20 protein-coding genes are annotated in these 19,652 nt (G+C 74.4%); 8 read left to right on the forward strand and 12 right to left on the reverse strand.

The genetic code is table 11. The features are described 5' to 3' along the window. Nucleotides 1–101: 101 nt before the first annotated feature. Both ACFQ8T_RS16750 and ACFQ8T_RS16755 read left to right on the forward strand, forming a co-directional pair. Nucleotides 102–848, forward strand: coding sequence for a hypothetical protein (locus tag ACFQ8T_RS16750; protein ID WP_430547615.1), 747 nt, complete (start codon nt 102–104; stop codon nt 846–848). 28 nt (nt 849–876) lie between these two features. After that, complete coding sequence (locus tag ACFQ8T_RS16755; RefSeq protein WP_430547616.1) at nt 877–1,293, forward strand: hypothetical protein; 417 nt, start codon at nt 877–879, stop codon at nt 1,291–1,293. Nucleotides 1,294–1,350: 57 nt separating this feature from the next. On the opposite strand, the gene ACFQ8T_RS16760 is transcribed toward ACFQ8T_RS16755, so the two are convergent. The 3 genes from ACFQ8T_RS16760 to ACFQ8T_RS16770 are packed head-to-tail and all read right to left on the reverse strand — an operon-like array spanning nt 1,351 to nt 4,069. After that, nucleotides 1,351–2,157, reverse strand: coding sequence for an amino acid ABC transporter ATP-binding protein (locus ACFQ8T_RS16760; RefSeq protein WP_430547617.1), 807 nt, complete (start codon nt 2,155–2,157; stop codon nt 1,351–1,353). After that, nucleotides 2,154–3,134 carry an amino acid ABC transporter permease gene (locus tag ACFQ8T_RS16765; RefSeq protein WP_430547618.1) on the reverse strand — a complete coding sequence of 327 codons (981 nt, stop codon included), beginning with the start codon at nt 3,132–3,134 and terminating at the stop codon, nt 2,154–2,156. The genes ACFQ8T_RS16760 and ACFQ8T_RS16765 overlap by 4 nt, the downstream gene beginning before the upstream one ends. A gap of 5 nt (nt 3,135–3,139) precedes the next feature. Next, nucleotides 3,140–4,069 carry an ABC transporter substrate-binding protein gene (locus tag ACFQ8T_RS16770; RefSeq protein ID WP_430547619.1) on the reverse strand — a complete coding sequence of 310 codons (930 nt, stop codon included), beginning with the start codon at nt 4,067–4,069 and terminating at the stop codon, nt 3,140–3,142. A 159-nt stretch (nt 4,070–4,228) separates the two neighbouring features. Here ACFQ8T_RS16770 and ACFQ8T_RS16775 point away from each other — a divergent pair, with 159 nt between their 5' ends. Further along, nucleotides 4,229–5,098 carry an EamA family transporter gene (locus tag ACFQ8T_RS16775; RefSeq protein WP_430547620.1) on the forward strand — a complete coding sequence of 290 codons (870 nt, stop codon included), beginning with the start codon at nt 4,229–4,231 and terminating at the stop codon, nt 5,096–5,098. A 43-nt stretch (nt 5,099–5,141) separates the two neighbouring features. Next, complete coding sequence (locus ACFQ8T_RS16780; protein WP_430547621.1) at nt 5,142–5,564, forward strand: hypothetical protein; 423 nt, start codon at nt 5,142–5,144, stop codon at nt 5,562–5,564. 84 nt (nt 5,565–5,648) lie between these two features. Here ACFQ8T_RS16780 and ACFQ8T_RS16785 read toward each other — a convergent pair whose 3' ends face one another. The 7 genes from ACFQ8T_RS16785 to ACFQ8T_RS16815 form a co-directional block, all read right to left on the reverse strand. Further along, nucleotides 5,649–5,816, reverse strand: coding sequence for a methionine/alanine import family NSS transporter small subunit (locus ACFQ8T_RS16785; protein ID WP_430547622.1), 168 nt, complete (start codon nt 5,814–5,816; stop codon nt 5,649–5,651). Next, entirely contained in the window at nt 5,813–7,399 is a 1,587-nt protein-coding gene (locus ACFQ8T_RS16790; RefSeq protein ID WP_430547623.1) for a sodium-dependent transporter, read from the reverse strand. The genes ACFQ8T_RS16785 and ACFQ8T_RS16790 overlap by 4 nt, the downstream gene beginning before the upstream one ends. Before the next feature lie 99 nt (nt 7,400–7,498). Continuing rightward, the gene (locus ACFQ8T_RS16795) at nt 7,499–8,776 is read right to left on the reverse strand and encodes an FAD-binding protein (protein ID WP_430547624.1); all 1,278 of its coding nucleotides are present in this window, start codon (nt 8,774–8,776) and stop codon (nt 7,499–7,501) included. 48 nt (nt 8,777–8,824) lie between these two features. Continuing rightward, entirely contained in the window at nt 8,825–10,009 is a 1,185-nt protein-coding gene (locus tag ACFQ8T_RS16800; protein ID WP_430547625.1) for a winged helix DNA-binding domain-containing protein, read from the reverse strand. A gap of 4 nt (nt 10,010–10,013) precedes the next feature. Then, complete coding sequence (locus ACFQ8T_RS16805) at nt 10,014–10,382, reverse strand: STAS domain-containing protein (protein ID WP_429765309.1); 369 nt, start codon at nt 10,380–10,382, stop codon at nt 10,014–10,016. A 121-nt stretch (nt 10,383–10,503) separates the two neighbouring features. Then, nucleotides 10,504–11,064: an aminoacyl-tRNA deacylase gene (locus ACFQ8T_RS16810; protein WP_430547626.1), complete on the reverse strand. Its 561-nt coding sequence runs from the start codon at nt 11,062–11,064 to the stop codon at nt 10,504–10,506. Continuing rightward, nucleotides 11,061–13,391 carry a PASTA domain-containing protein gene (locus ACFQ8T_RS16815; RefSeq protein ID WP_430547627.1) on the reverse strand — a complete coding sequence of 777 codons (2,331 nt, stop codon included), beginning with the start codon at nt 13,389–13,391 and terminating at the stop codon, nt 11,061–11,063. The genes ACFQ8T_RS16810 and ACFQ8T_RS16815 overlap by 4 nt, the downstream gene beginning before the upstream one ends. Before the next feature lie 235 nt (nt 13,392–13,626). On the opposite strand from ACFQ8T_RS16815, the gene ACFQ8T_RS16820 reads away from it, so the two are divergent. From ACFQ8T_RS16820 to ACFQ8T_RS16830, 3 genes are all read left to right on the forward strand, one after another. Continuing rightward, a complete protein-coding gene (locus ACFQ8T_RS16820) occupies nt 13,627–14,403 on the forward strand; it encodes a LamB/YcsF family protein (RefSeq protein WP_430547628.1) in 777 nt (258 codons plus the stop codon). Between the two features lie 59 nt (nt 14,404–14,462). Then, complete coding sequence (locus ACFQ8T_RS16825) at nt 14,463–16,154, forward strand: carboxyltransferase domain-containing protein (RefSeq protein WP_430547629.1); 1,692 nt, start codon at nt 14,463–14,465, stop codon at nt 16,152–16,154. Between the two features lie 117 nt (nt 16,155–16,271). After that, nucleotides 16,272–16,811 carry a DUF4822 domain-containing protein gene (locus ACFQ8T_RS16830; RefSeq protein ID WP_430547630.1) on the forward strand — a complete coding sequence of 180 codons (540 nt, stop codon included), beginning with the start codon at nt 16,272–16,274 and terminating at the stop codon, nt 16,809–16,811. Between the two features lie 22 nt (nt 16,812–16,833). On the opposite strand, the gene ACFQ8T_RS16835 is transcribed toward ACFQ8T_RS16830, so the two are convergent. Beyond that, nucleotides 16,834–17,580, reverse strand: a complete 747-nt coding sequence (locus tag ACFQ8T_RS16835) for a TetR/AcrR family transcriptional regulator (RefSeq protein ID WP_430547631.1) — start codon at nt 17,578–17,580, stop codon at nt 16,834–16,836. A 118-nt stretch (nt 17,581–17,698) separates the two neighbouring features. On the opposite strand from ACFQ8T_RS16835, the gene ACFQ8T_RS16840 reads away from it, so the two are divergent. Further along, nucleotides 17,699–18,889, forward strand: a complete 1,191-nt coding sequence (locus ACFQ8T_RS16840) for an FAD-dependent monooxygenase (RefSeq protein WP_430547632.1) — start codon at nt 17,699–17,701, stop codon at nt 18,887–18,889. A 9-nt stretch (nt 18,890–18,898) separates the two neighbouring features. On the opposite strand, the gene ACFQ8T_RS16845 is transcribed toward ACFQ8T_RS16840, so the two are convergent. Beyond that, nucleotides 18,899–19,642, reverse strand: a complete 744-nt coding sequence (locus ACFQ8T_RS16845; RefSeq protein WP_430547633.1) for a class I SAM-dependent methyltransferase — start codon at nt 19,640–19,642, stop codon at nt 18,899–18,901. Between the last annotated feature and the right edge of the window lie 10 nt (nt 19,643–19,652).

Here is a 19,652-nt window from a genome sequence, read left to right on the forward strand (position 1 = left end):
CCAGTGGAGTTGCCGCCAACCCCCCGAGTGCTACACCGTAGTCACCGCGGCAGTCGACGACGACGCCGCGATCGCGCGCCGGAGGCCGACCGAGGAGCGACATGAGCCGAGGCAGGACCGTCAGGAAGAACATCGCCGCAGGCCTGGGCGCCGCCGTCCTCGCGCTGGGGGTGGCGCTCACGGCGGTGGCCCCGTCGCAGGCGGCGACCACGGAGGAGAACCTGCCCGGCGTGCCCGCACCCGGCAGCCCCGCGAGCGAGTGGGAGACGTGGGCCGCGCAGGAGCGCGCCGACGCCGAGGCCACCGACTGGAAGGCCGACTCCGAGGCTCGCGGGTGCACCCTCGAGGACGTCACGATCTCCGACGAGGTCGACCGCGACTACAACCTCGCGATGGGCGCGCCCGCCGACCTGGCGACGCACCGCGTCGACCTGCTCGAGGACTGCGGTGACGCCGCGACCGCCGTCGCCGACGGCGCGGCCACGGCCACCCGCTCCTCGACGTCCGGGGCGAGCACCCTGGCGCTGCCGTCCGGCAACCGCTGCGCGACCACCTCCGGCCCGGGCACGATGTGCCTGTCGAAGAGCAGCGGCCGCATCTACGCGTCGTGGCAGTACCGCGGGTCGGGCTCGGTGAGCGGGTTCATGCGGATCTACCGCGTCTCGTCGAGCGTCAGCGGGTGCCCCACCGGCACCACCTGGCTGACCGGCGCCAGCAGCACGTGGAGCAACGGCGACACCCGCACGATCTCCAAGACGCGCACGTCGGCGGGCGGCTACTCCGCGCACATCTGGAAGAAGGTCACCATCGGCCACAGCGACTGGGGCGGCGTCTGCTCCGTGCTCTGACCGACCGGCCGACGACGGAGGGTGCTCGATGACGAGCGACCGGCTGGGCGTGGCGGTCTTCGTCGTGTGGACGGTGGTGCTGGTCGCCGTCCCCGTCGTGACGATCGTCCTCGCCCTCCGCCGACGGCGCCACGTCGGCGCCGGGCTCGTCGCCGTCACGGTGCTGGCGTTCGCCGTCCTGGGCGCGGGCTGGTGGCTGGTGCTGTCCCCCGTCGTCGTCGACGGGACCACGTGCATGTCGGGGTCCGCGGCGGCGGGCCTCCTCGACGACAGCCTCGACATGACGGAGTGGGCGATCACCCCGGTGGAGCGGCAGGCGTGCCGCGACCTCGCCCGCCGGATCGTCGGCGGGTGGGCCGCGGCGGCGGTCGCCGTCCTGGCGGTCTGGCTCGTCGCCGTCGCGCGGGCGCCGCGCGGGGCGCCGACGGCGTCGTCCGCCCGGTGAGCCCGCCGACGGCGCGCGCCGGGCCCGACGGGCTCGACGGGCTCGACCGGCGGGCCGTCAGAGCACGTGGGCCAGGAAGTCCCGCAGCCGCGGCTCGGAGGGATTGTCCAGCACGTCGGCGGGCGCGCCCTCCTCGACGATGACGCCGTCGTCCATGAAGACGACGTGGTCGGCGACCTCGCGGGCGAAGCCGATCTCGTGCGTCACGACGATCATCGTCATGCCGGAGCGGGCCAGGTCCTGCATGACGGCGAGCACCTCGCCCACGAGCTCGGGGTCGAGCGCGGAGGTGGGCTCGTCGAACAGCATGAGCTCCGGGTCCATGGCGAGCGCCCGCGCGATGGCGACGCGCTGCTGCTGGCCGCCGGACAGCTGCGCCGGGTAGAACTCCGCCCGCTCGGCGAGACCCACCCGGTCCAGCAGCTCCAGGCCCCTGCGGCGGGCCTCCGCCTTGGACAGCCCGCGCACCTGCACGGGCGCCTCCATGACGTTCTCCAGCGCCGTCTTGTGCGGGAACAGGTGGAAGCGCTGGAAGACCATCCCGATGCGGGAGCGCTGCTTCGCGATCACCTTGGGGTGCAGGCGGTGCAGCACGCCCCTGTCGTCCCGGCGGTAGCCCATGAGGTCGCCGCCCACGTGGATGGACCCGGCGGTGATCTCCTCGAGCTCGTTCACGCAGCGCAGCAGCGTGGACTTGCCGGAGCCGGACGGCCCCAGCACCACGGTCACGGAGCCGCGCGGGACGTCGAGGGAGACGCCCTTGAGCACGTGCACGGCGTCGTGGCCGCGGCCGAACACCTTGTGCACGTCGCGGACCTCGACCATGGTCTCGACGGTCCCCGTGGCCTCGGCCGACGCGGTCATGGGGTCACCTCCAGGAAGGGGTCGTCCTTGGTGGTGCCGGACGCACCGATGAGGTCCTGCTTGCGGGGCTTGCGACCGGCCCGGGGGCCCCGACCGCCGTGCCCACCGCGACCGGTGCGGCCGCCGTCGAACCCGCGCCCGTAGTACCGCTCCAGGTAGTGCTGGCCGATCATCAGCACCGACGTGATGAGCAGGTACCAGAGCGCGGCCACGATGAGCAGCGGGATGGGCTGGAAGATGCGGCTGCCGATCTGGTTGGTGGCGTACGTGAGCTCGAGCGTGAACGGGATCGCCAGCACCAGCGACGTCGTCTTGAGCATGGAGATGGTCTCGTTGCCCGTGGGCGGCACGATGACGCGCATCGCCTGCGGCAGCACGATGCGGCGCAGGATCTTGGCGTCCTTCATGCCGAGCGCCTTCGCGGCCTCGGTCTGGCCGGGGTCCACCGAGGACAGGCCGGCGCGGACGATCTCCGCCAGGTACGCGGACTCGTTGAACGCCAGGCCGATCAGCGCCGCCCAGAACGCCGTGATGACGTCCTGGGTGGTGAAGGTCCAGAACTCCGGCCCGAACGGGATGCCGAGGGACAGCCGCGGGTACAGCACGGACAGCAGGCCCCAGAACACGAGCTGCGTGTAGATCGGGGTGCCGCGGAAGAACCAGATCCAGAACCACGACACCGACCGCATCACGGGGTTGTCGCTGCGCCGCATCACCGCCAGCAGCACGGCCAGCACGATGGCGATCGCCATCGAGCCGAACGTGAGGACGAGCGTCCAGCCCACGCCCCGCACGACGACGACGTCGCGCAGGTAGAGCCAGACGGTGTCCCACCGGAAGTTGGGGTTGGTGACGAGCGCGTTGACCGCCATCGCCACGAGGACGAGGACCACCACGGCCGACACCCACCGCCCCGGCCGGGGCACCGGCCGGGCGTGCAGGGGCTCCGGCAGCTCGCCGGACGGTCGGTCTTCCATGCGGGTCAGCCTGCCGGGTTCAGCTCGGCCGTGTCGAGCACGGCCGCCCCGGAGCCCCAGGTGTCGGCGACCTGGGCGAGCACGCCGTCGTCCATGAGCTTCTGCAGCCCGGCCTGCACGGCCTTCGCGAGCTCCTCGTCGTCCTTGGCGACGACGACGCCGTACGGCGCGGCGTCGGTGATCTCGCCGAGCGACTCGACGGAGCCGCCGGTCTGCTCGACGGCGTAGGCGATGATCGGCGAGTCCGCGTACATCGCCTGCAGCTTGCCGCCCGCGAGGTTGGTCGTGACGTCGGACTGCGAGTCGTAGGGCAGCACGTCGACGGCGTCCTTGCCCTCGTCGGTGCAGGTCTTGCTCAGCTCGGCCAGCTCGTCCTGCTGGATGGTGCCGGTCTGCACGCCGACGCTCACGCCGCACAGGTCGTCGGGCGAGACGCCCTCCGGGTTGCCCTTCGCCACGGCGTACTGCGAGCCGGCGGTGAAGTAGCTGACCATGTTGACCGTCTCGAGGCGCTCCGGCGTGACCGAGAACGCCGACATGCCGGCCTCGTACTTGCTGCCGATGGCGGGGATGATCGAGTCGAAGCCCGCGTTCTCGACCTTCAGCTCCAGGCCCATCGTCTTGGCGAGCGCGGTCGCGATGTCGATGTCGATGCCCACCGGCGTCGTGCCGTCCGCGTCGAGGAACTCCACGGGCGCGTACTGGAGGTTGGAGCCCAGGGTGAGCGTGCCGTCCTCGGCGACGGCGTCCGGGACGAGCGCGGCGACGGCATCGTCCTTCTGGATCGCGTCGAGGTCGACGGCGGCGGAGGTGCTGTCCTCGGACGCGCCCGGCGTCTGGCCGAGGTCCTGCGAGGCCGTGGTGCAGCCGGTGAGGGCGAGGGCGGCGACGGCCGAGGTGACGACGGTCGCCGCGAGGGTGTGGCGGGTGCGCATGGTGGGCTCCGAGGATCGTGCGAGGGGTCGATGCATGAGTATGCAGCCCAAGGAATTATTCTCCAAACCGCCTGGTGACGCAGCTCGACGTAGCGGTCCGTCGTCGTCCCGCCCGCAGACGACGACCGAGCGCTCCGTCGAGGGGGATACGGTCGCCCGGTGACCCCTGCCTCCCTCGCGCTCGTGCTGACGGCGGCGGTGCTGCACGCGATCTGGAACGTCGCGGCCAAGCGTGTCACCGGCGACTCGCGCGTCTTCGTCTGGCTGTACGCCACGGCGTCCGCTGTGCTGTGGGTGCCGGTGGGGCTGGTGATCCTCGCCCGCGAGGGCTGGCCGGACCTGGGTGCGCTGCTGCTGGCGGGCGCGGTCTCCGGCGTGCTGCACAACCTGTACGGCGTGGCCCTCAACACCGGCTACGCGCGGGCGGACCTGGGGATCGTCTACCCGACCGCGCGCGGCACGGGGCCGCTGCTGACGATGCTCGTCGCGCTGGTCGTCCTCGGCGAGCACGTCGACGCCGTCCATGTGGTGGGCGGCCTCGTGGTGATCGCGGGCGTGGCGGTGGTCGCGAGCTCGGGCGCGTCCGGCGTCGACCCCTCGCGCGGGCTCGCGGGGGTGCGCTGGGGCCTCGCGACCGGTGCCGCCATCGCCGCGTACACGCTGTGGGACGGGCACGCCGTCACGACGCTCGCGCTCGACCCCGTGGCCTACTTCGCGTGCAACGCCGTGTGGCAGTCGGTCACGCTGGCGCCGATCCTGCGCGACCGCGGCCGCCGCGCGGAGGCGGTCCGCATGGGCCGGCGGCACGTGCGCGAGATCGCGCTGGTCGCCGTGCTGTCCCCGCTGGGGTACATCCTCGTGCTGGTCGCGATGCAGACGGCGCCGATCGCGCTGGTGGCGCCGGCCCGCGAGTCGAGCATCGTCGTGGGCACGCTGCTCGCCTGGTGGCTGTTCGAGGAGCCACGGCCGGCGGTGAAGATCGTCGGGTCGCTCGTCGTCGTCGCGGGCATCACGCTCCTCGCGCTGTGACCCCCGAGGTGCCGTGTGATCGGCGTCTCCCTATGCTCCGAGAATGATCAGGTTCCTGCTCCGGACGGCCGTGTTCCTGCTGGCGGCGGTGGTGGGCGTCCTCGTCGCCGCGGGGATCTTCGCCGCCTTCGACCTCGAGACGTTCTCCATCAACTGGTCCGAGCCGCTCGGCTTCGTCCTCGCCGTCGTCATCTTCGCCGTGGCGCAGGCGATCATCTCCCCGTTCCTCACCAAGGTGGCCCGCAACAACGCGCCCGCCCTCGTCGGCGGGGTCGGCCTGCTCTCGACGTTCGTCGCACTGGTCGTCGCGGTCGTCTTCACGGACGGGCTCGACGTCGGCGGCGTCGCCGGGTGGATCATCGGCCCCGTGATCGTGTGGCTGGCGGGCATGCTCGCGGCGTTCATCCTGCCGCTGTTCCTGCTCAAGGAGGGTGTGGAGAAGGTCCGCGAGAACCGCGACGAGTAGCGCCGAGGTAGTACGAGATTCGCCGAGGTGGTACGGGCGGGCCGCACGTGGGTGCGGCCCGCCCGTACTACCTCGGCGCGGGGATCAGGTGTCGCGCTCGGTGATGGCGTCGTCCTCGCGGTGGTCGTCCTCCCCGCCAGGCGGGAAGTCGGCCCGCTCGGGCCGGGCGCGCAGGGCGAGGATGCTCACCAGCAGGCCGCCCCAGACGACGGCCAGCGAGAGCACCATGAGCAGGATCGCGGTTCCGTTCATCGGGCCGCCCCCTTCGTCGTCGTCGTCGACATGACCGGCGGGTACACGGGCCAGGCGACGAAGTCGTCCGGGCTGCGCCGCCATCTCGGGAGGGTGAGCACGACGGCCCCGACGACGAGCACGACGAGCGTGCCCCAGCCGGCGTACAGCAGGTACGTGTCGTCGTAGCCCTCGTACCCGTTCTGCACGAGGTCGACGATGCGCGAGACCAGCATGTACGCGAGCACCGCGGGCACGATCGCCCCGACGCAGACGTACCACCAGCGGCCCACCTGGACCGTCGAGACGGCGTTGAGGTGGAAGCGCAGCTCGGGGCTCGTGCGCAGCAGCCAGACGAGGAACACGCACATGAGCACCGCGGACGCCACGATGCCGATGTTGTTGGACCAGTTGTCGATCGTGTCCAGGGCGATGAGGCCCGTCGTCGTCGAGAACCCGACGACGGACAGCACGGCCGCCACGCCGCCGATCCACAGCACCGCCTGGCGGCGGGTGAGGCCGAACTTCTCCTGGAAGCCTGCCGCGACCACCTGCAGGATCGAGATGAGCGACGTGAACCCGGCCATCGCGAGCGACCCGAAGAACAGGGCGCCGAACAGGGGCCCGGCCGGCATCTGCGAGACGACGGCGGGGAACGTCACGAACGACAGGATCGGGCCGGTGATGCCCTCGAGATCCGCGACGGCGACGCCCTGCTCGTGCGCGAGGAAGCCGAGGGCGGCGAACACGCCGATCCCCGCCAGCATCTCGAAGCCCGAGTTGGAGAACGCGACGACCAGGCCCGGCGACGTAAGGTTCGCCCTGCGCTTCCGGTACGACGAGTACGTGATCATGATGCCGAAGGCCACGGAGAGCGAGAAGAAGATCTGCCCGTAGGCGGCGATCCACACGTTCATGTCGCCCAGCGCGCCCCAGTCGGGCGTGAACAGGGCGTTGAGGCCGTCGGTGGCGCCGTCGAGGAAGATCGCCCGCACCACCAGCACGCTGAACGCGACGACCAGCAGCGGCAGGAAGATGACGTTGGCCTTCTCGATGCCCTTCGCGACACCGCCCACGAGGACGACGATCGTCGCGACCCACACCAGCAGCAGCGGGATCAGCACCGCGGGCACGAAGTCGAGCGTGAACCACGCGCCGCCGTTGGCGACGTCGGACAGCTGGAGGTAGTCGCCGGTGAAGAAGCCTGCGGTGTCGTCGCCCCACTTCAGCGTGAAGGAGTAGACGAAGAAGCTCAGCGCCCAGCCGATGATCGCCGCGTAGTAGATCGAGATGACGAAGCAGATCATCACCTGGAACCAGCCCAGGGTCTCGAGCCACTTCTTCACCCGGCGGAACACGGTGGGCGGGCCGCCGCGGAAGCGGTGCCCCAGCGCGTAGTCGAGGAAGAGGATCGGGATGCCCGCCGTCAGCAGCGCGATCACGTAGGGCACCAGGAAGGCGCCGCCGCCGTTCTCGTACGCGACCCCGGGGAACCGCCAGATGTTGCCGAGCCCGACGGCGGAGCCGATCGCGGACAGGATGAAGCCGACCTGCCCGGTGAACTGCTCCCGGGGAGGCGAGGTGTCAGTGGTCGTGGTGCTCACAGGCGTCGAACCTCCACGGTGAGGGGCGTCACGTCAAACGTGTCTCACAGACCGATGCTGCCCGACCGCACGGTCGGCGGCCAGCCCTCGCCGCGGCGTTCAGGTCGCCAGCAGGCGCCCCACCAGCCCGCCGCGCAGGCGCCCGTCCGGGTCGAACCGCTCGGCCAGGCGCCGGAAGTCGTCGAACCGGGGGAACAGCGCCGTCGTCGTCGGTGCGTCCAGCGTGCTGACCTTGCCCCAGTGCGGCCGCGCCCCGAGGGGCACCAGCGCCTGCTCGACGGCGGGCAGCACGGCCCGCACGTCCGCCTCGCGCGGGAGCCACGTGAAGTGGAACGCCACGGACGGCTCGTCGAAGGGGCTCAGCCACAGGTCGTCGGCGGCGACGGTGCGGATCTCGCTGGTCTGCAGCAGCGGGGCGACGGTCGGGCCGAGGCGGCGCATCGCCTCGATCGCGGCGGCGGCGTGGCGGCGCGGCAGCAGGTACTCCGACTGCACCTCGTCACCGTTCGAGGGCGTGAACTCCAGCCGGAAGTGGCTCAGCCGCTCGTGCCACGGGCCGTCGACGCCGAGCTGCTCGGTGCACGCCGACGGGTCCACTCCCGGCAGCGGGTGCACCGGCACGTCCGACCAGCGCAGGAGGCCGGTCGCGAGCCCGCGGACCTCGGGCCGGTCGGCGCGGGCCACGGACTTGAACCACACGTGCCGCACGGCCGGCTCGTCCCAGCTGGTGAAGGCGCTCACCGAGTAGGCCGCGGAGGTGATCGCGTCGAAGCTCGCGACGAACGTGTCCCACGGGACGTCCGCCGCGACGTCCTGCCGCACCACGTACGCCGGGACGGTGCGCAGCTCGACGCGCGTCACGACGCCCAGCGCCCCGAGCGACACGACCGTGCCGGGGAAGACGTCGGGGTCGCTCTCGCGGGTGATGCGCCGCAGCTCGCCGCCCGGCGTCATGATCTCCAGGCCCTCGACCGCGCTCGCGAGGCTCTGGTTCGTGTCGCCGGAGCCGTGCGTGGCCGTGGCGACCGCGCCCGCCACGGAGATGTGCGGCAGGGACGCCAGGTTGCCCAGCGCGCGGCCGGTCGCGTGCAGGGCACGGGACACCTCGCCGTAGCGCAGGCCGGCGTTCACGGACACGACGTCGCCCTCGTCCCCGCCGTCCGGCGTCAGCGGCTCCACCGCGGGCCGGCCGTCGTCGAGCCCGTCCACCTGGACGTGCACGCCGTCCGTGTCGGCGACGTCGTTGAACGAGTGGCGCGACCCCAGCGCGCGCACCGGGCCGCCGGCGGTGAGCACGTCGGCGAGCTCCTCCAGCGACGCGGGGCGCACGACGGAGCGTGCGGAGTACGTGAGGTTCCCGGCCCAGTTGAGATGCACGGGACCACCCTGCCATCCGGAGAGCAGGTTCGGCGGCACGGTCCAGGTTCAGCCCCGGTACACGTCGAGGTCGGCGACCGCCGCGTCCAGGGCGGCGCGCTCGGCCCGGGTCGGGTCGCGCAGCCACTGCACGTCGACGCCGCCCCGCCCGGCGCCCGGCGGCCAGCGCCAGCGCCCCGCCACCACGCCGTCCACCGCCACGCAGTGCACGAACGCGCCGGACCGGTCCGGCGGCGGCAGCGCCGGGTCGAGGACGACGTGGCGCGTCTCCCGGTAGGAGATCAGCAGCTCGTCGTACGCCTGGAGCAGGTCGACGACGGGTTCGCGGCCGACGCCGTCTCCCCCGCCATCGCCCCCGCGGTCGCCGCCACCGAGCCAGCGGTCCGCCGTCGCGGCCGTCGCGACGAGCACGAGGCCCTCGAGCTCCCCCGTGCCCGCGACCTGCACGACCTCGCCCGCGTCGGTGAGGGCGGCCAGCACGGGCCGGAGGTCGCGGACGGTGACGTCGGCCCACAGCCGCAGGTCGTTGAGGGTCGCGAAGCCGCGCCCGGGCAGGTAGCGACGCCACAGCTCGACGACGGCCGCCTGGGCGTCGAACCGCTCGCCCAGCGGCCCGTAGCCCGCGGGGACGCGGTCGTCGAAGGTCGCGTACGACTGGTGCTGCAGCTCCTTGCCGGCCGGGGGCGGCCCGCTGATCACGAGGCGCCGCAGCTCCGCGTGCATGAGCATCTGGGTGAACGCGAGGCCGGGGGCGTCGGGGTCGAGCACGCCGCGTGCGACCAGCTCGGCCTTGATCTCCGCGCGCGTGCGCGGCCCGTCCGCGACGGCGGCGGCGACGGCCTCCGTGCCCGGGCCCAGGTCGCCGAGGTCCCACGCCCGCTCGGTGGATGCCATGAGCCTCTCGACGCGCGGCGCGCTGAGCTCGAGCAGCCAGCGCGCGTCGCGCGGCCGCACCAGGTGCCAGGTGGGGCGCAGCAGGTGGGTGCGCAGCAGCTCGCCGTCGGCGAGCGCCGTGTTCAGCGCGGCGCGGCCGGGGCGCGAGGACGGCGCGACCCGCCGGGACAGGCCCCACAACGCGGGCTGCAGCTCCTGCCCCTGCACCGCGAGGAGCGCGTCGACGACGGCGGTCGCGTCGGGCAGGCGCGGCCCGCGCAGGCCCGTGGCGGCGAGACGGGCGGCCCGCACGAGTGAGCTGTCGACGCCGCCGTCGACGCCGCCGACCTGGACGGTCACCCGGTCAGCCGGCCCGGCCGGCGGGCTCCGCCTCCGCCAGGGGGATGCGGCCGCCCATGCCGACCATGTCCAGCACCTCCGCGACCGCCTCGGACGGCTGGTACAGGCTCACGGAGGTGCCCGTCTCCTGGCCCAGCATGTACACCTGCAGGATGAACGCGACTCCCGAGGAGTCGATGAACGTGACGTCCCGGGTGTCCACGACGATGGGTTGGGTCGTGCCTCGCGCCGCGAGCGCCGCCATCGCGTCGCTCGCCGCCTCGCGCAGCGCCGCGTCGACCTCGCCCCACAGGGTGAGGACGGTCGCCTCGTCGGTGGTCCGGGACGCGATCCCCGAGCTCGGCAGGGGTTCGCTGCTGCTGTCGATGTCCATGTGGTCGAGTTGCTCCCGTGCGTGGGGCCGTGCGGCCTGGGGACGCTGTCTGCGTCCTCTCCGTACAGCGAACGGCCCGCGTCGAGTGTTCCCCCGTCAGGCGGATTCGTCCAGCATCCGGTCAGTCCTGGCGGGTCGACGCCGGACCGGCCGGCGTCGCGCGGGCGGGCCCCGCCGGTCCAGGGTGGTCCAGGTCGGTGACGTCCGCGACCCGGGCGTCGAGGACGCGAGCAAGGTCACCCCCGTCGATCGTCGCCGAGACCCCGTGCCCGCCGCCCCCGACCGACACCGGCCCCGCCTCCGCGATGCGCGAGTCCGCGACCACCGGCCAGGCCGTGAGCGAGCCGAACGGCGTGATGGTGCCGCGCTCGTACCCGGTGACGTCGCGCGCCACCTCCTTGTCGGGCATCGACAGCCGGGACACCCCCAGCAGCGAGCGCAGCCGCGGCCACGCGATCGTGCGGTCGCCCGGCACCAGCACGAAGAGGAAGTCGCCGTCCCCGCGGCGCACCACGATCGTCTTGACCACCTGCGCCGGCGAGACGCCGCGCGCGGCGGCGGCCTCCGCGAGCGAGCGCACCGGCCCGTGGCGCACGATGTCGAACGCCACGCCCGACGCCTCCAGCGCCTCGCGCGTCCGCCGCTCGCCGGGGGTCTCGGCGGGCGGCGCGGTGGGCGTCACTCGTCCGTGCCCGTCGCCACGACGAGGATGATCTTGCTCCCCAGCAGCGCGGGCTTGCCCGCGGCGAGGGAGGTCTCCGCGACCACGGCGTCGTCCTCGACGCCCTCCTCGGTCACGGCCACGAATCCCTGGACCTCGAGCTCCTCCCGGGCGGCGGCCACGGTCATGCCTGCGACGTCCGGGACGGGCTCCGCCGCGCCCCCGGTGATCAGGACGGTCGATCCCTTGTCCACCTTCGCGCCGGCGTCCGTGGTCTCGACGACCAGGTCGTCGTCCTCGACCTCGCCCGACGCCTCGACCACGAAACCGCGGTTCTTGAGCTCCGCCCGGGCGGCGGCCACGGTCCAGCCGGTGACGTCGGGGACGGTCACCTGCTCCGGGCCGCTCGAGACGACGAGGGTCACGGACGAGTCGACGGCCACCGTGGTGCCCGAGCCGGGCTCCGTGCGGAGCGCGGTGCCGGCCGGCCGCTTCGTGCTGTGCTCCTCCACCACGGTGACGTCGAGCCCCAGGTCCCGCAGGGCCCGCTCCGCCGCACCGGCGTCCTGGCCGGCCACGGCCGGCAGCGCCACCCGCTCCGGGGTCGGCTCGGGGTCGCTCGCCGGGCCGCTCGAGACGACGAGGGTGACCCTCGTGCCCTTCGTGACCTTCGTGCCGGCGTCCCGGGTCTTCAGGACCTGCCCCTTCGGCTTGTCGCTCTCCCGCGTCGTCGTGCGGACCTCGAGCCCCAGCGCGTGCAGCTTCTTCGTCGCCGCGCCGACGGTCGAGCCCGCGAGGTCGGGGACGGTGACCTTGGCCGGCGCGGTCTTCCCGGGCTTCGCGCCGCTGTCGCCCGTGCTCGTGCCCGACGAGCCCGATCCGGTGCCGGACTTCTCGCCGGAGCTCCCCTTCGCGGGGCCGCCCGTGGCGCCCTGGTGCCCCTTCGCGTGCCCCGCGCCCTTGTCGTCACGCTTGTCGTCACGCTCCGCCGGGGCCGTCGGCCCGCCGCCGCCCGAGACGTCGTCGGCCTTCCACGCCCGGTCGGGGATGGGGCCGGCGGCGAAGAACTCGAAGTGCCACGGCTCGGGCTTCGAGCCGGTGGAGCGCGCCCAGGACGGGTTGTCCCAGCCGTAGTCCGGCCCGTGCACGCGCATCCACGCGTGCTCGGCGGACGTGAAGGTGGAGATCGGGTAGCCCAGGTCGACGGCGAGGCCCCAGCCGTGGTTCGACGTGCCCGGCGTCGCCGCCAGCCAGCCCTTGGTGGCCTTGACGCGGATCTGCAGCTCCAGCGAGCGGTACGAGTCGGTCATCGGGATGGGCACCCCGAACTCCTTCTCGTACTCCTTGCTGAGCGCGGAGAGCTGCTCCGCGGCGTCGCAGCGCAGCATGTGCCCGGGCGCGAAGTCGAGCGGGCACAGGGCCGACGCCGGGATGCGCCCGTTGGCGTACCCCGCCGTGCTCCGGCCGTAGCGGTCGACCACCTCGAGCAGGCTCGCCGTCAGCATGGCGCGCGCCGCGACCGTCCCGTCCGCACCCGCCGGCAGGATGCCCGCCTGCAGGGTCGTGGTCGCCGGGTCCAGCAGCGTCGCCAGGCGCGTGGCCGCGACGACGAGGTCGTCGAACGTCACCTCGTCGCCGTCGTGCCCGTTCTCGTCCGCGGACTGCGCGTCCGGCTGCACGGCGTCCGGCTGCACGGGATCGGGCTGCACGGGATCGGGCTGCACGGCGCCGGGCCGCGCCCCCGTGGCCACGGGGGCGGGCTCGTCGGCGGGGTCGATCGCGACCTGGCGCGCGACGGCCACAGCCCGCGGCTCGTCGGCGGGCGCCGAGGGCGCGACGTCGGGCGTCTGCTCGTCGGGCTCGGTCACCTCGGGCTCGGTCGCCTCGGGCCCCGTCGCGGGGGCCGGGAGCACGGGCGAGGGCACCTCGGCGTCCGCGGCCGCGAAGGGGCGGTCGGACGACCTGGCGGACTGCTGCGCGAGGTACGTGCTGAGCAGCATGCCGAGCTCGGCGGCGGCCTGGTCCACCGCGGGCGTCACCTTCCGGCCGGCGTCCTGGCCGGCGAGCTCCGCGCGCTCGAGGACGCCCAGCACCTCCTGGAGCGTCGCCGGGCCGGTCGACCCCGGCGTCCCGACCACGCCCACGGAGACGCCCTCGCCCACCGGGCTGCCGGCTCCGACGTCGGGGGTGTGCTGGTCGGCGGCGAGGGTCTGGAGGCGGCCGTCGTTCCACGGGAGGCCTGCCACGGGGGCCGCGAGGAACCCCGCCGCGACCACGCACGTCGCCGTCGCCGTCGCGAGCAGCCTGCCGACACGCACGCCCCGTCCGGTGTCCCTCGGAGACCTCACGACGACGAACCTCCCCCATCGGCACTGCTCAGGCGCTCGGATCCTGCCACACCTCGGCGTCGTCGTGTGACACGGGCGACAGGACCGTCCCTTCACTGTGCGGCACGCGGCACGCTCCTGCCACCCCTGCGACGAGAGTTCACGCGACGCTCATCCGCACACCATGACCGGAGCAACCGTCGCGGCGCCCTGATACGCCCCGCCCGCCGGGGACATGGCGCGGCAGACTGGACGCATGACCACCGTCGACCTCAACAGCGACCTCGGTGAGGGGTTCGGGCGCTGGACCCTCGGCGACGACGAGGCGATGCTCGACGTCGTCTCGTCGGCGAACGTGGCGTGCGGCTTCCACGCCGGCGACCCGGCGTCGATCCGTCGCACGGTGGGCCTGGCCGCCGCCCGCGGCGTGGCTGTCGGGGCGCACGTCGGATACCGCGACCTCGCGGGCTTCGGGCGCCGCGACATCGACGTCCCGTCGGCCGAGCTGCGGGCCGACGTCGTCTACCAGGTCGGCGCGCTGCAGGCGCTGGCCGCCGCCGAGGGCACCCGAGTCACCTACGTGAAGCCGCACGGCGCCCTGTACAACCGGGCGGCCGTGGACCGGCGCGTGGCGGACGACGTCGCCGCCGCCGTCGCCGCCGTCGACCCGTCCCTCGTGCTGCTCGGGCTGCCCGGCACCCTCTCCCTCGCCGCCGCCGAGGCCGCGGGCCTGGCCACCGCGGCGGAGGCGTTCGCCGACCGCGCCTACACGCCCGCCGGCACGCTGGTGCCCCGCGGCGAGCCGGGCGCCGTCCTGCACGACCCGGACGTCGTGGCCCGGCGGATGCTGCGGCTCGTCACCGAGGGCGTGGTCGAGGCCGTCGACGGCAGCGTGGTGCGCGTGCCCGCCGACTCGGTGTGCGTGCACGGGGACACGCCCGGCGCCGTCGCGATGGCCCGGCGGGTGCGCGCGGCGTTCGACGACGCGGGCGTCGCCCTCGCCGCGTTCGCCCCGGCGTCGTCGAGGGCCTGAGCGTGGGCGGGCCCGAGCAGGTCCCGCCCGCGCGTGTCCACACCGTGCGTGTCCTGCCCGTGCGCGACGACGCCCTGCTCGTCGAGGTCGACGACCTCGCACAGGCCCTGGCGCTCCACGCGTCCCTGCGCGACGACCCCGTCGCGGGCGTCGGGCAGGCCGTGCCCGGGGCGCGCACGCTGCTGGTGCCGTTCGACCCGTGGCGGCTGCCCGCGTCCCGCCTCGCGGACGGGCTGCGCGCGCGGGCGGCCGCGGTCGTGGGACCGACCGGGGAGGACGCCGGCGGGCGGCTCGTCGAGATCCCCACCGTGTACGACGGCGAGGACCTGGGCGACGTGGGACGCCTGCTCGCGTGCAGCACGGAGGAGGTGGTGCGGCGGCACACGGGGGCGTCGTGGGTGGTGGGCTTCGTCGGCTTCGCCCCCGGGTTCGCGTACCTGACCGGGGACGACGAGACGCTCGTCGTGCCGCGGCGCGAGTCGCCGCGCACCCGGGTGCCCGCCGGGTCCGTGGCGCTCGCCGGACCGTACTCGGGCGTCTACCCGCGCTCCAGCCCGGGCGGGTGGCAGCTCGTCGGTCGGACCGACGTCGTCACCTGGGACGCCGACCGCGACCCTCCCACCCCGTGGGCCCCCGGCGACCGGGTGCGGTTCACGGCCGTGCGCGCGTCGGCCCGCGGCGCCGGGCTCGCTCACGACGGCAGTTCCGGCCCGGCGCGGCAGTCCGAGCTGCCGCCGCGAGCCGAGACTGCCGCGCCGACGACATCGGCCACAGGGCTGGAGGTGCTGGAGGTCGTGACGCCCGGGCTGCAGGCGCTCGTGCAGGACCTCGGCCGCCCGGGGCTGGCGCACCTCGGCGTGTCCGCGTCCGGCGCGGCCGACGCGCGCAGCCTGCGCGCCGCGAACCGCGCGGTGGGCAACCCGGGCGGGGCCGCCGCCGTCGAGGCCGTGGGCGGCGGTCTGCGGCTGCGCGCCCGCACCGACGCCGTCGTCGCGCTCGCCGGGGCGGACGCGGACGCCGTCGTGCACCGCGGCGGCGACCCCGACGACGCCCGCCGCGCACCCCTGGCGCGGGCGTTCCGCCTGCGCGCCGGCGACGAGCTCGCGCTGGGCGCCCCCGCCCGCGGCCGGCGCACGTACGTCGCCGTCCGCGGCGGCGTCGCCGCGCCGCCCGTCCTCGGCTCCCGCGCCACCGACACCCTCGCCCACCTCGGCCCGGACCCCCTCGCCCCGGACGCGCGCCTCTCCCTCATGGCTTCCAACAAGCGATCTGCCGCAGCAAACGGGGCGATGACGCAAGAGATCGCTTGTTGGAAGGCAGGGCGCGGAGCCGTGGCGCTGGACGACGTCGGGGCTCCGGACCCGACGGCGCTGCCGGCACCGGGCGAGGTCACGACGCTCCCCGTCGTGCTCGGCCCGCACGACGACTGGTTCGCCGACCTCGCCGCGCTGCTCGACCAGGAGTGGCGGGTGACCGACCGCTCGGACCGGGTGGGGCTGCGGCTGGACGGAGCGCCCCTGACCCGGACGGCCGACGCGCAGGGGCGCGAGCTGCCCAGCGAGGGCTGCGTGACCGGCGCGCTGCAGGTACCGCCGGACGGCCTGCCGGTGCTGTTCGGCGTCGACCACCCGCTCACCGGCGGCTACCCGGTGGTCGCGTCCGTGGCGTCGACGCACCTGTGGCTGCTCGGCCAGCTGCCGCCGGGGGCGCTGCTGCGGTTCTCGCCGGTCGCGCCTCATCCGTTCGGCTGACCTCCGGCGAGCCCGGCAGGTGATGTGGACGGCCGGTGCCCGGAACCACGATGGCTCCGACGCACCGACACGCCGGGACACGCACCGCCGTCCCGGTCACGAGAGAAGGACAGCCCCATGAAGCTCACGAAGTCGACGAAGCCCGCCACGATCGCCGTCTCGGCCCTGATCGCGCTGGGGGCGCTCACCGCCTGCAGCACGGGCGAGGCCGACGCCGCGGCCGGTTCCGGGACCGCCGCCTCGCAGGAGGCCGCGGCGGCCGACGAGACGCAGACGCCGTCCGACGTGCTCGCGTCGACCGCGTGGGAGACCACCGGCGCGACCGACGCCGAGGGCGACGACGTCCCGCTCGACGACGAGGACGTGAGCGCCTTCGTCGGCTGGGCGTACTTCGACGCCGACGGCACGTTCACCATGTACGACCTCGACGACAGCCCGAAGATGCAGGGCGACTGGACGGTCGACGAGGAGGGCACGACCCGCCACATCGTCGCGAAGGACGACGCCGGCGAGGTGCAGTTCGAGCGCGACTCGGACATCGTCACGCTGACCGACGAGGAGTTCACCTACCGCGTGTTCCCCGAGGAGGGGGACACCGACGTGTACTACGACATCGTGCACACCCCGACCGACCATGCGGAGCCCGCGGCGTCCTGACGCCGACCCGCCGCCCGCCCGGTCAGGCGCGCTCGGCGGCGAGCGCCGCGACCCCGGCGACCACGCGCGCGACGCCGAACCGCAGGGCGTCGTCGCGGCCGCCCGGCTCGGCGTCGGAGAAGGCCGCCGCGGTGAGCGGGTAGTCGTCCGCGTGCTCGGCGAGCACGGGCCCGAGCCCGGCGGCGAGGTCGCCCTCCGGCGACGCGCCGCGCGGCTGCTGGCGCACGAGCGACATCACGTGACCGACCAGGAGGGCGAGCGTGTCGAGCTTCTCCGCGCCGGTGAGCGGGAGATCCCCGAACGCCGCGAGGCCGGCCTCGAACCAGGCGAGCTCGACGGGGCCGGGCACGTGCGGCCGCTGCGCGAGCTCGACCGACCAGGGCCGCGCGAGGGCCCGCGCGTGGACGCTGCCGGCCCAGTCCGTCAGCGCGGCCCGCCAGTCCGCCCCCGTCGCCCCGGACGCCACGGACGGCGCGGGCGGCGCGGCCCCGAGCGCGGCGTCGAGCAGGAGCGCGTCCAGCTCGACGCGGCCCGGCACATAGCGGTACAGCGCCATCTTGGTGGTGCCGAGGCGCGCGGCGACGGCCTGCATCGTCACCGCGTCGAGGCCGCGGGCGTCGGCGATCTCCGTGGCCGCGGCCACGATGCCGTCGACGCTGAAACGCGGCTTGGGCCCGCGGCGGACCGGCGTCGCGCGCCGCCACAGCAGCGCGACGACGTCGTCGGTGCTCGTCGCGCCCGCCCCGGCCCCCCGATGGTCGGCGCCCATCGCTCCCCCTGCCCCCGGCGGCTGCCGGTCTCGCGCGCCCTGAAGTATTGCGTCCATCGTACGCGGATGTTTACCGTGTCCTTCGGACGCAATTGCGTCGGTCACCGAAGGAGCGGTCATGTCCACCTCGAAGGTCCTCGTCTCCGGCGCGAGCATCGCCGGGCCCGCGCTCGCCCGCTGGCTCGGCCGCAACGGCTTCGACGTCACCGTCGTCGAGAAGGCCCCCGCGCTCCGGCCCGGCGGCCAGGCCGTCGACTTCAAGGGCCGCACGCACCGCGACGTCCTGGACCGCACGGGGATCCTCGACGACGTGCGCGCCCGCCAGACCCCGCGGACCGACTGGCGCATGGTCGACGCCCACGACCGAGTCCGCGCCGTGATCCCGGGCGAGTTCATCGGGGGCGACCTGGAGGTCCTGCGCGGCGACCTCGCCGCCGTCCTGCACGAGCACTCCGCCCGCGACGCCGAGTACGTCTTCGGCGACGAGATCGTGGGCGCGACGGAGACGACGGACGGCGTGCAGGTCGCGTTCGCGCACCGGCCGAGCGAGCGGTTCGACCTGGTGGTCGGCGCCGACGGCGTGCACTCCGCGGTGCGGCGGCTCGCGTTCGGCCCGGAGGAGCAGCTCGTGCAGCACCTCGGGCACTACTACGCGGTGGCCGACGCCGCGGTGCCGCTCGACGGACTGGAGACCCGCCGCTCCGACGGCCGCGCCGTCGCCTACGGGTACAACGAGCCCGGCCGGCTCGCGCTGCTCGGTGGGCAGAAGGCGCCGAGCCTGTTCGTCTTCCGCGCGCCGGGCAGCGGGGCACCGACCTACGACCGCCACGACACCGCGTCCCAGCGGGCGTTCCTCGAGGCCGCGTTCGCCGGCGCCGGCTGGCGCGTGCCCGCCGCGCTCGACGCCGCCCGCCGGGCGGACGACCTCTACCTCGACGCCCTGGCGCGCACCCGCATGACGTCGTTCACGCGCGGCCGGTTCGCGCTGGTCGGCGACGCCGGGCACGCCAACACCCTCGGCGGCTTCGGGACGGGCCTGTCCCTCGTCGGGGCCTACGTCCTCGCCGGCGAGCTCGCGGCGGCGCGCGGCGACCACGAGGCCGCGTTCGCGGCCTACGACCGGCGGATGCGCAAGCCCACCCGGGTCGCGCGCACCGGCAACGCGGGGCCGTTCCTGGCGCCGCCGACGGACGCCCGCATCCGGATGCGGGACCGGACCTTCACCCACCGGTGGCTGTACGGATCGATGCTGTGGCTGACGGACACGTTCGCGACCGACGACAAGGTCCCGGCGTACGACCTGCGCTGAGCGTCTCGCTCAGGCCCGGCGCGCCAGCAGGCTGAACGCGTTCGGGACCCGGCCGTCCCAGGCGGCGGCGTCGATGCCGTCGGGGCGCCAGAACGGGTCGGGGTGCTCCTCGAGGTGCTCGATCTCGAACCCGGCGCGCAGGCAGTCCATGACGGTCTCGGCGAGCGTGCGCTGCCGCTCCACCGCCCCGTGGCCGGGGAACGTGTCGTTGACGTGCGACGCCTCGAAGTACCCCCGGTCCGGGCGCACGCGGAGCTCGTCGGCGTCCCATGCCCACAGCGGCACCAGCGGGTGCGCCTCGTAGACGTAGAACCGCCCGCCCGGCCGCAGCAGGCGGCGCACCTCGGCGAGGAAGGCGGGCAGGTCCGCGACCCAGATGAGCGCGCCCTTGCCGGTGTAGACGAGGTCGGCGCACGCGTCGTCGAGGCCGCTGTCGGGCAGCGTCGCGCGGGTGTACCGGCAGGGCAGGCCGAGCTCGTCGGCCCGGCGCTGCGCGCTCTCCACCGGCGCCGGGCTGTAGTCCAGGCCGTGCACGGACCGCGCTCCCAGCCGCGCCAGGGCGACGTCGTCGAGGCCGTGGCCGCTCATCGGGTGCACGACGTCGGCGCCCCGGACCAGCTCCCCGATCGCGGCGACCTCCGCGGGCAGCAGCCGGGCGGTGCGGGCCTGCTCGAGGTGCTCGTCGTACTCGTCGGTGTACTTGCGCGAGGCGACGGCCCACGCGGCCCGGGTGTCGTCGTCGACGGAGTCCATGCAGGGCAGC

The sequence above is a fragment of the Isoptericola sp. NPDC056618 genome (genome assembly GCF_042792715.1).
GTDB lineage: Bacteria > Actinomycetota > Actinomycetes > Actinomycetales > Cellulomonadaceae > Isoptericola > Isoptericola nanjingensis.

Excerpts from the sequence above, each read along its gene's own strand:
- ACFQ8T_RS16770 (WP_430547619.1), bottom strand. The coding sequence starts at position 4,069 with ATGCGCACCCGCCACACCCTCGCGGCGACCGTCGTCACCTCGGCCGTC.
- ACFQ8T_RS16760 (WP_430547617.1), bottom strand. The coding sequence starts at position 2,157 with ATGACCGCGTCGGCCGAGGCCACGGGGACCGTCGAGACCATGGTCGAG.
- ACFQ8T_RS16755 (WP_430547616.1), top strand. The coding sequence starts at position 877 with ATGACGAGCGACCGGCTGGGCGTGGCGGTCTTCGTCGTGTGGACGGTG.
- ACFQ8T_RS16780 (WP_430547621.1), top strand. The coding sequence starts at position 5,142 with ATGATCAGGTTCCTGCTCCGGACGGCCGTGTTCCTGCTGGCGGCGGTG.
- ACFQ8T_RS16785 (WP_430547622.1), bottom strand. The coding sequence starts at position 5,816 with ATGAACGGAACCGCGATCCTGCTCATGGTGCTCTCGCTGGCCGTCGTC.
- ACFQ8T_RS16845 (WP_430547633.1), bottom strand. The coding sequence starts at position 19,642 with ATGGACTCCGTCGACGACGACACCCGGGCCGCGTGGGCCGTCGCCTCG.
- ACFQ8T_RS16835 (WP_430547631.1), bottom strand. The coding sequence starts at position 17,580 with ATGGGCGCCGACCATCGGGGGGCCGGGGCGGGCGCGACGAGCACCGAC.
- ACFQ8T_RS16805 (WP_429765309.1), bottom strand. The coding sequence starts at position 10,382 with ATGGACATCGACAGCAGCAGCGAACCCCTGCCGAGCTCGGGGATCGCG.
- ACFQ8T_RS16765 (WP_430547618.1), bottom strand. The coding sequence starts at position 3,134 with ATGGAAGACCGACCGTCCGGCGAGCTGCCGGAGCCCCTGCACGCCCGG.
- ACFQ8T_RS16840 (WP_430547632.1), top strand. The coding sequence starts at position 17,699 with ATGTCCACCTCGAAGGTCCTCGTCTCCGGCGCGAGCATCGCCGGGCCC.
- ACFQ8T_RS16820 (WP_430547628.1), top strand. The coding sequence starts at position 13,627 with ATGACCACCGTCGACCTCAACAGCGACCTCGGTGAGGGGTTCGGGCGC.
- ACFQ8T_RS16830 (WP_430547630.1), top strand. The coding sequence starts at position 16,272 with ATGAAGCTCACGAAGTCGACGAAGCCCGCCACGATCGCCGTCTCGGCC.
- ACFQ8T_RS16750 (WP_430547615.1), top strand. The coding sequence starts at position 102 with ATGAGCCGAGGCAGGACCGTCAGGAAGAACATCGCCGCAGGCCTGGGC.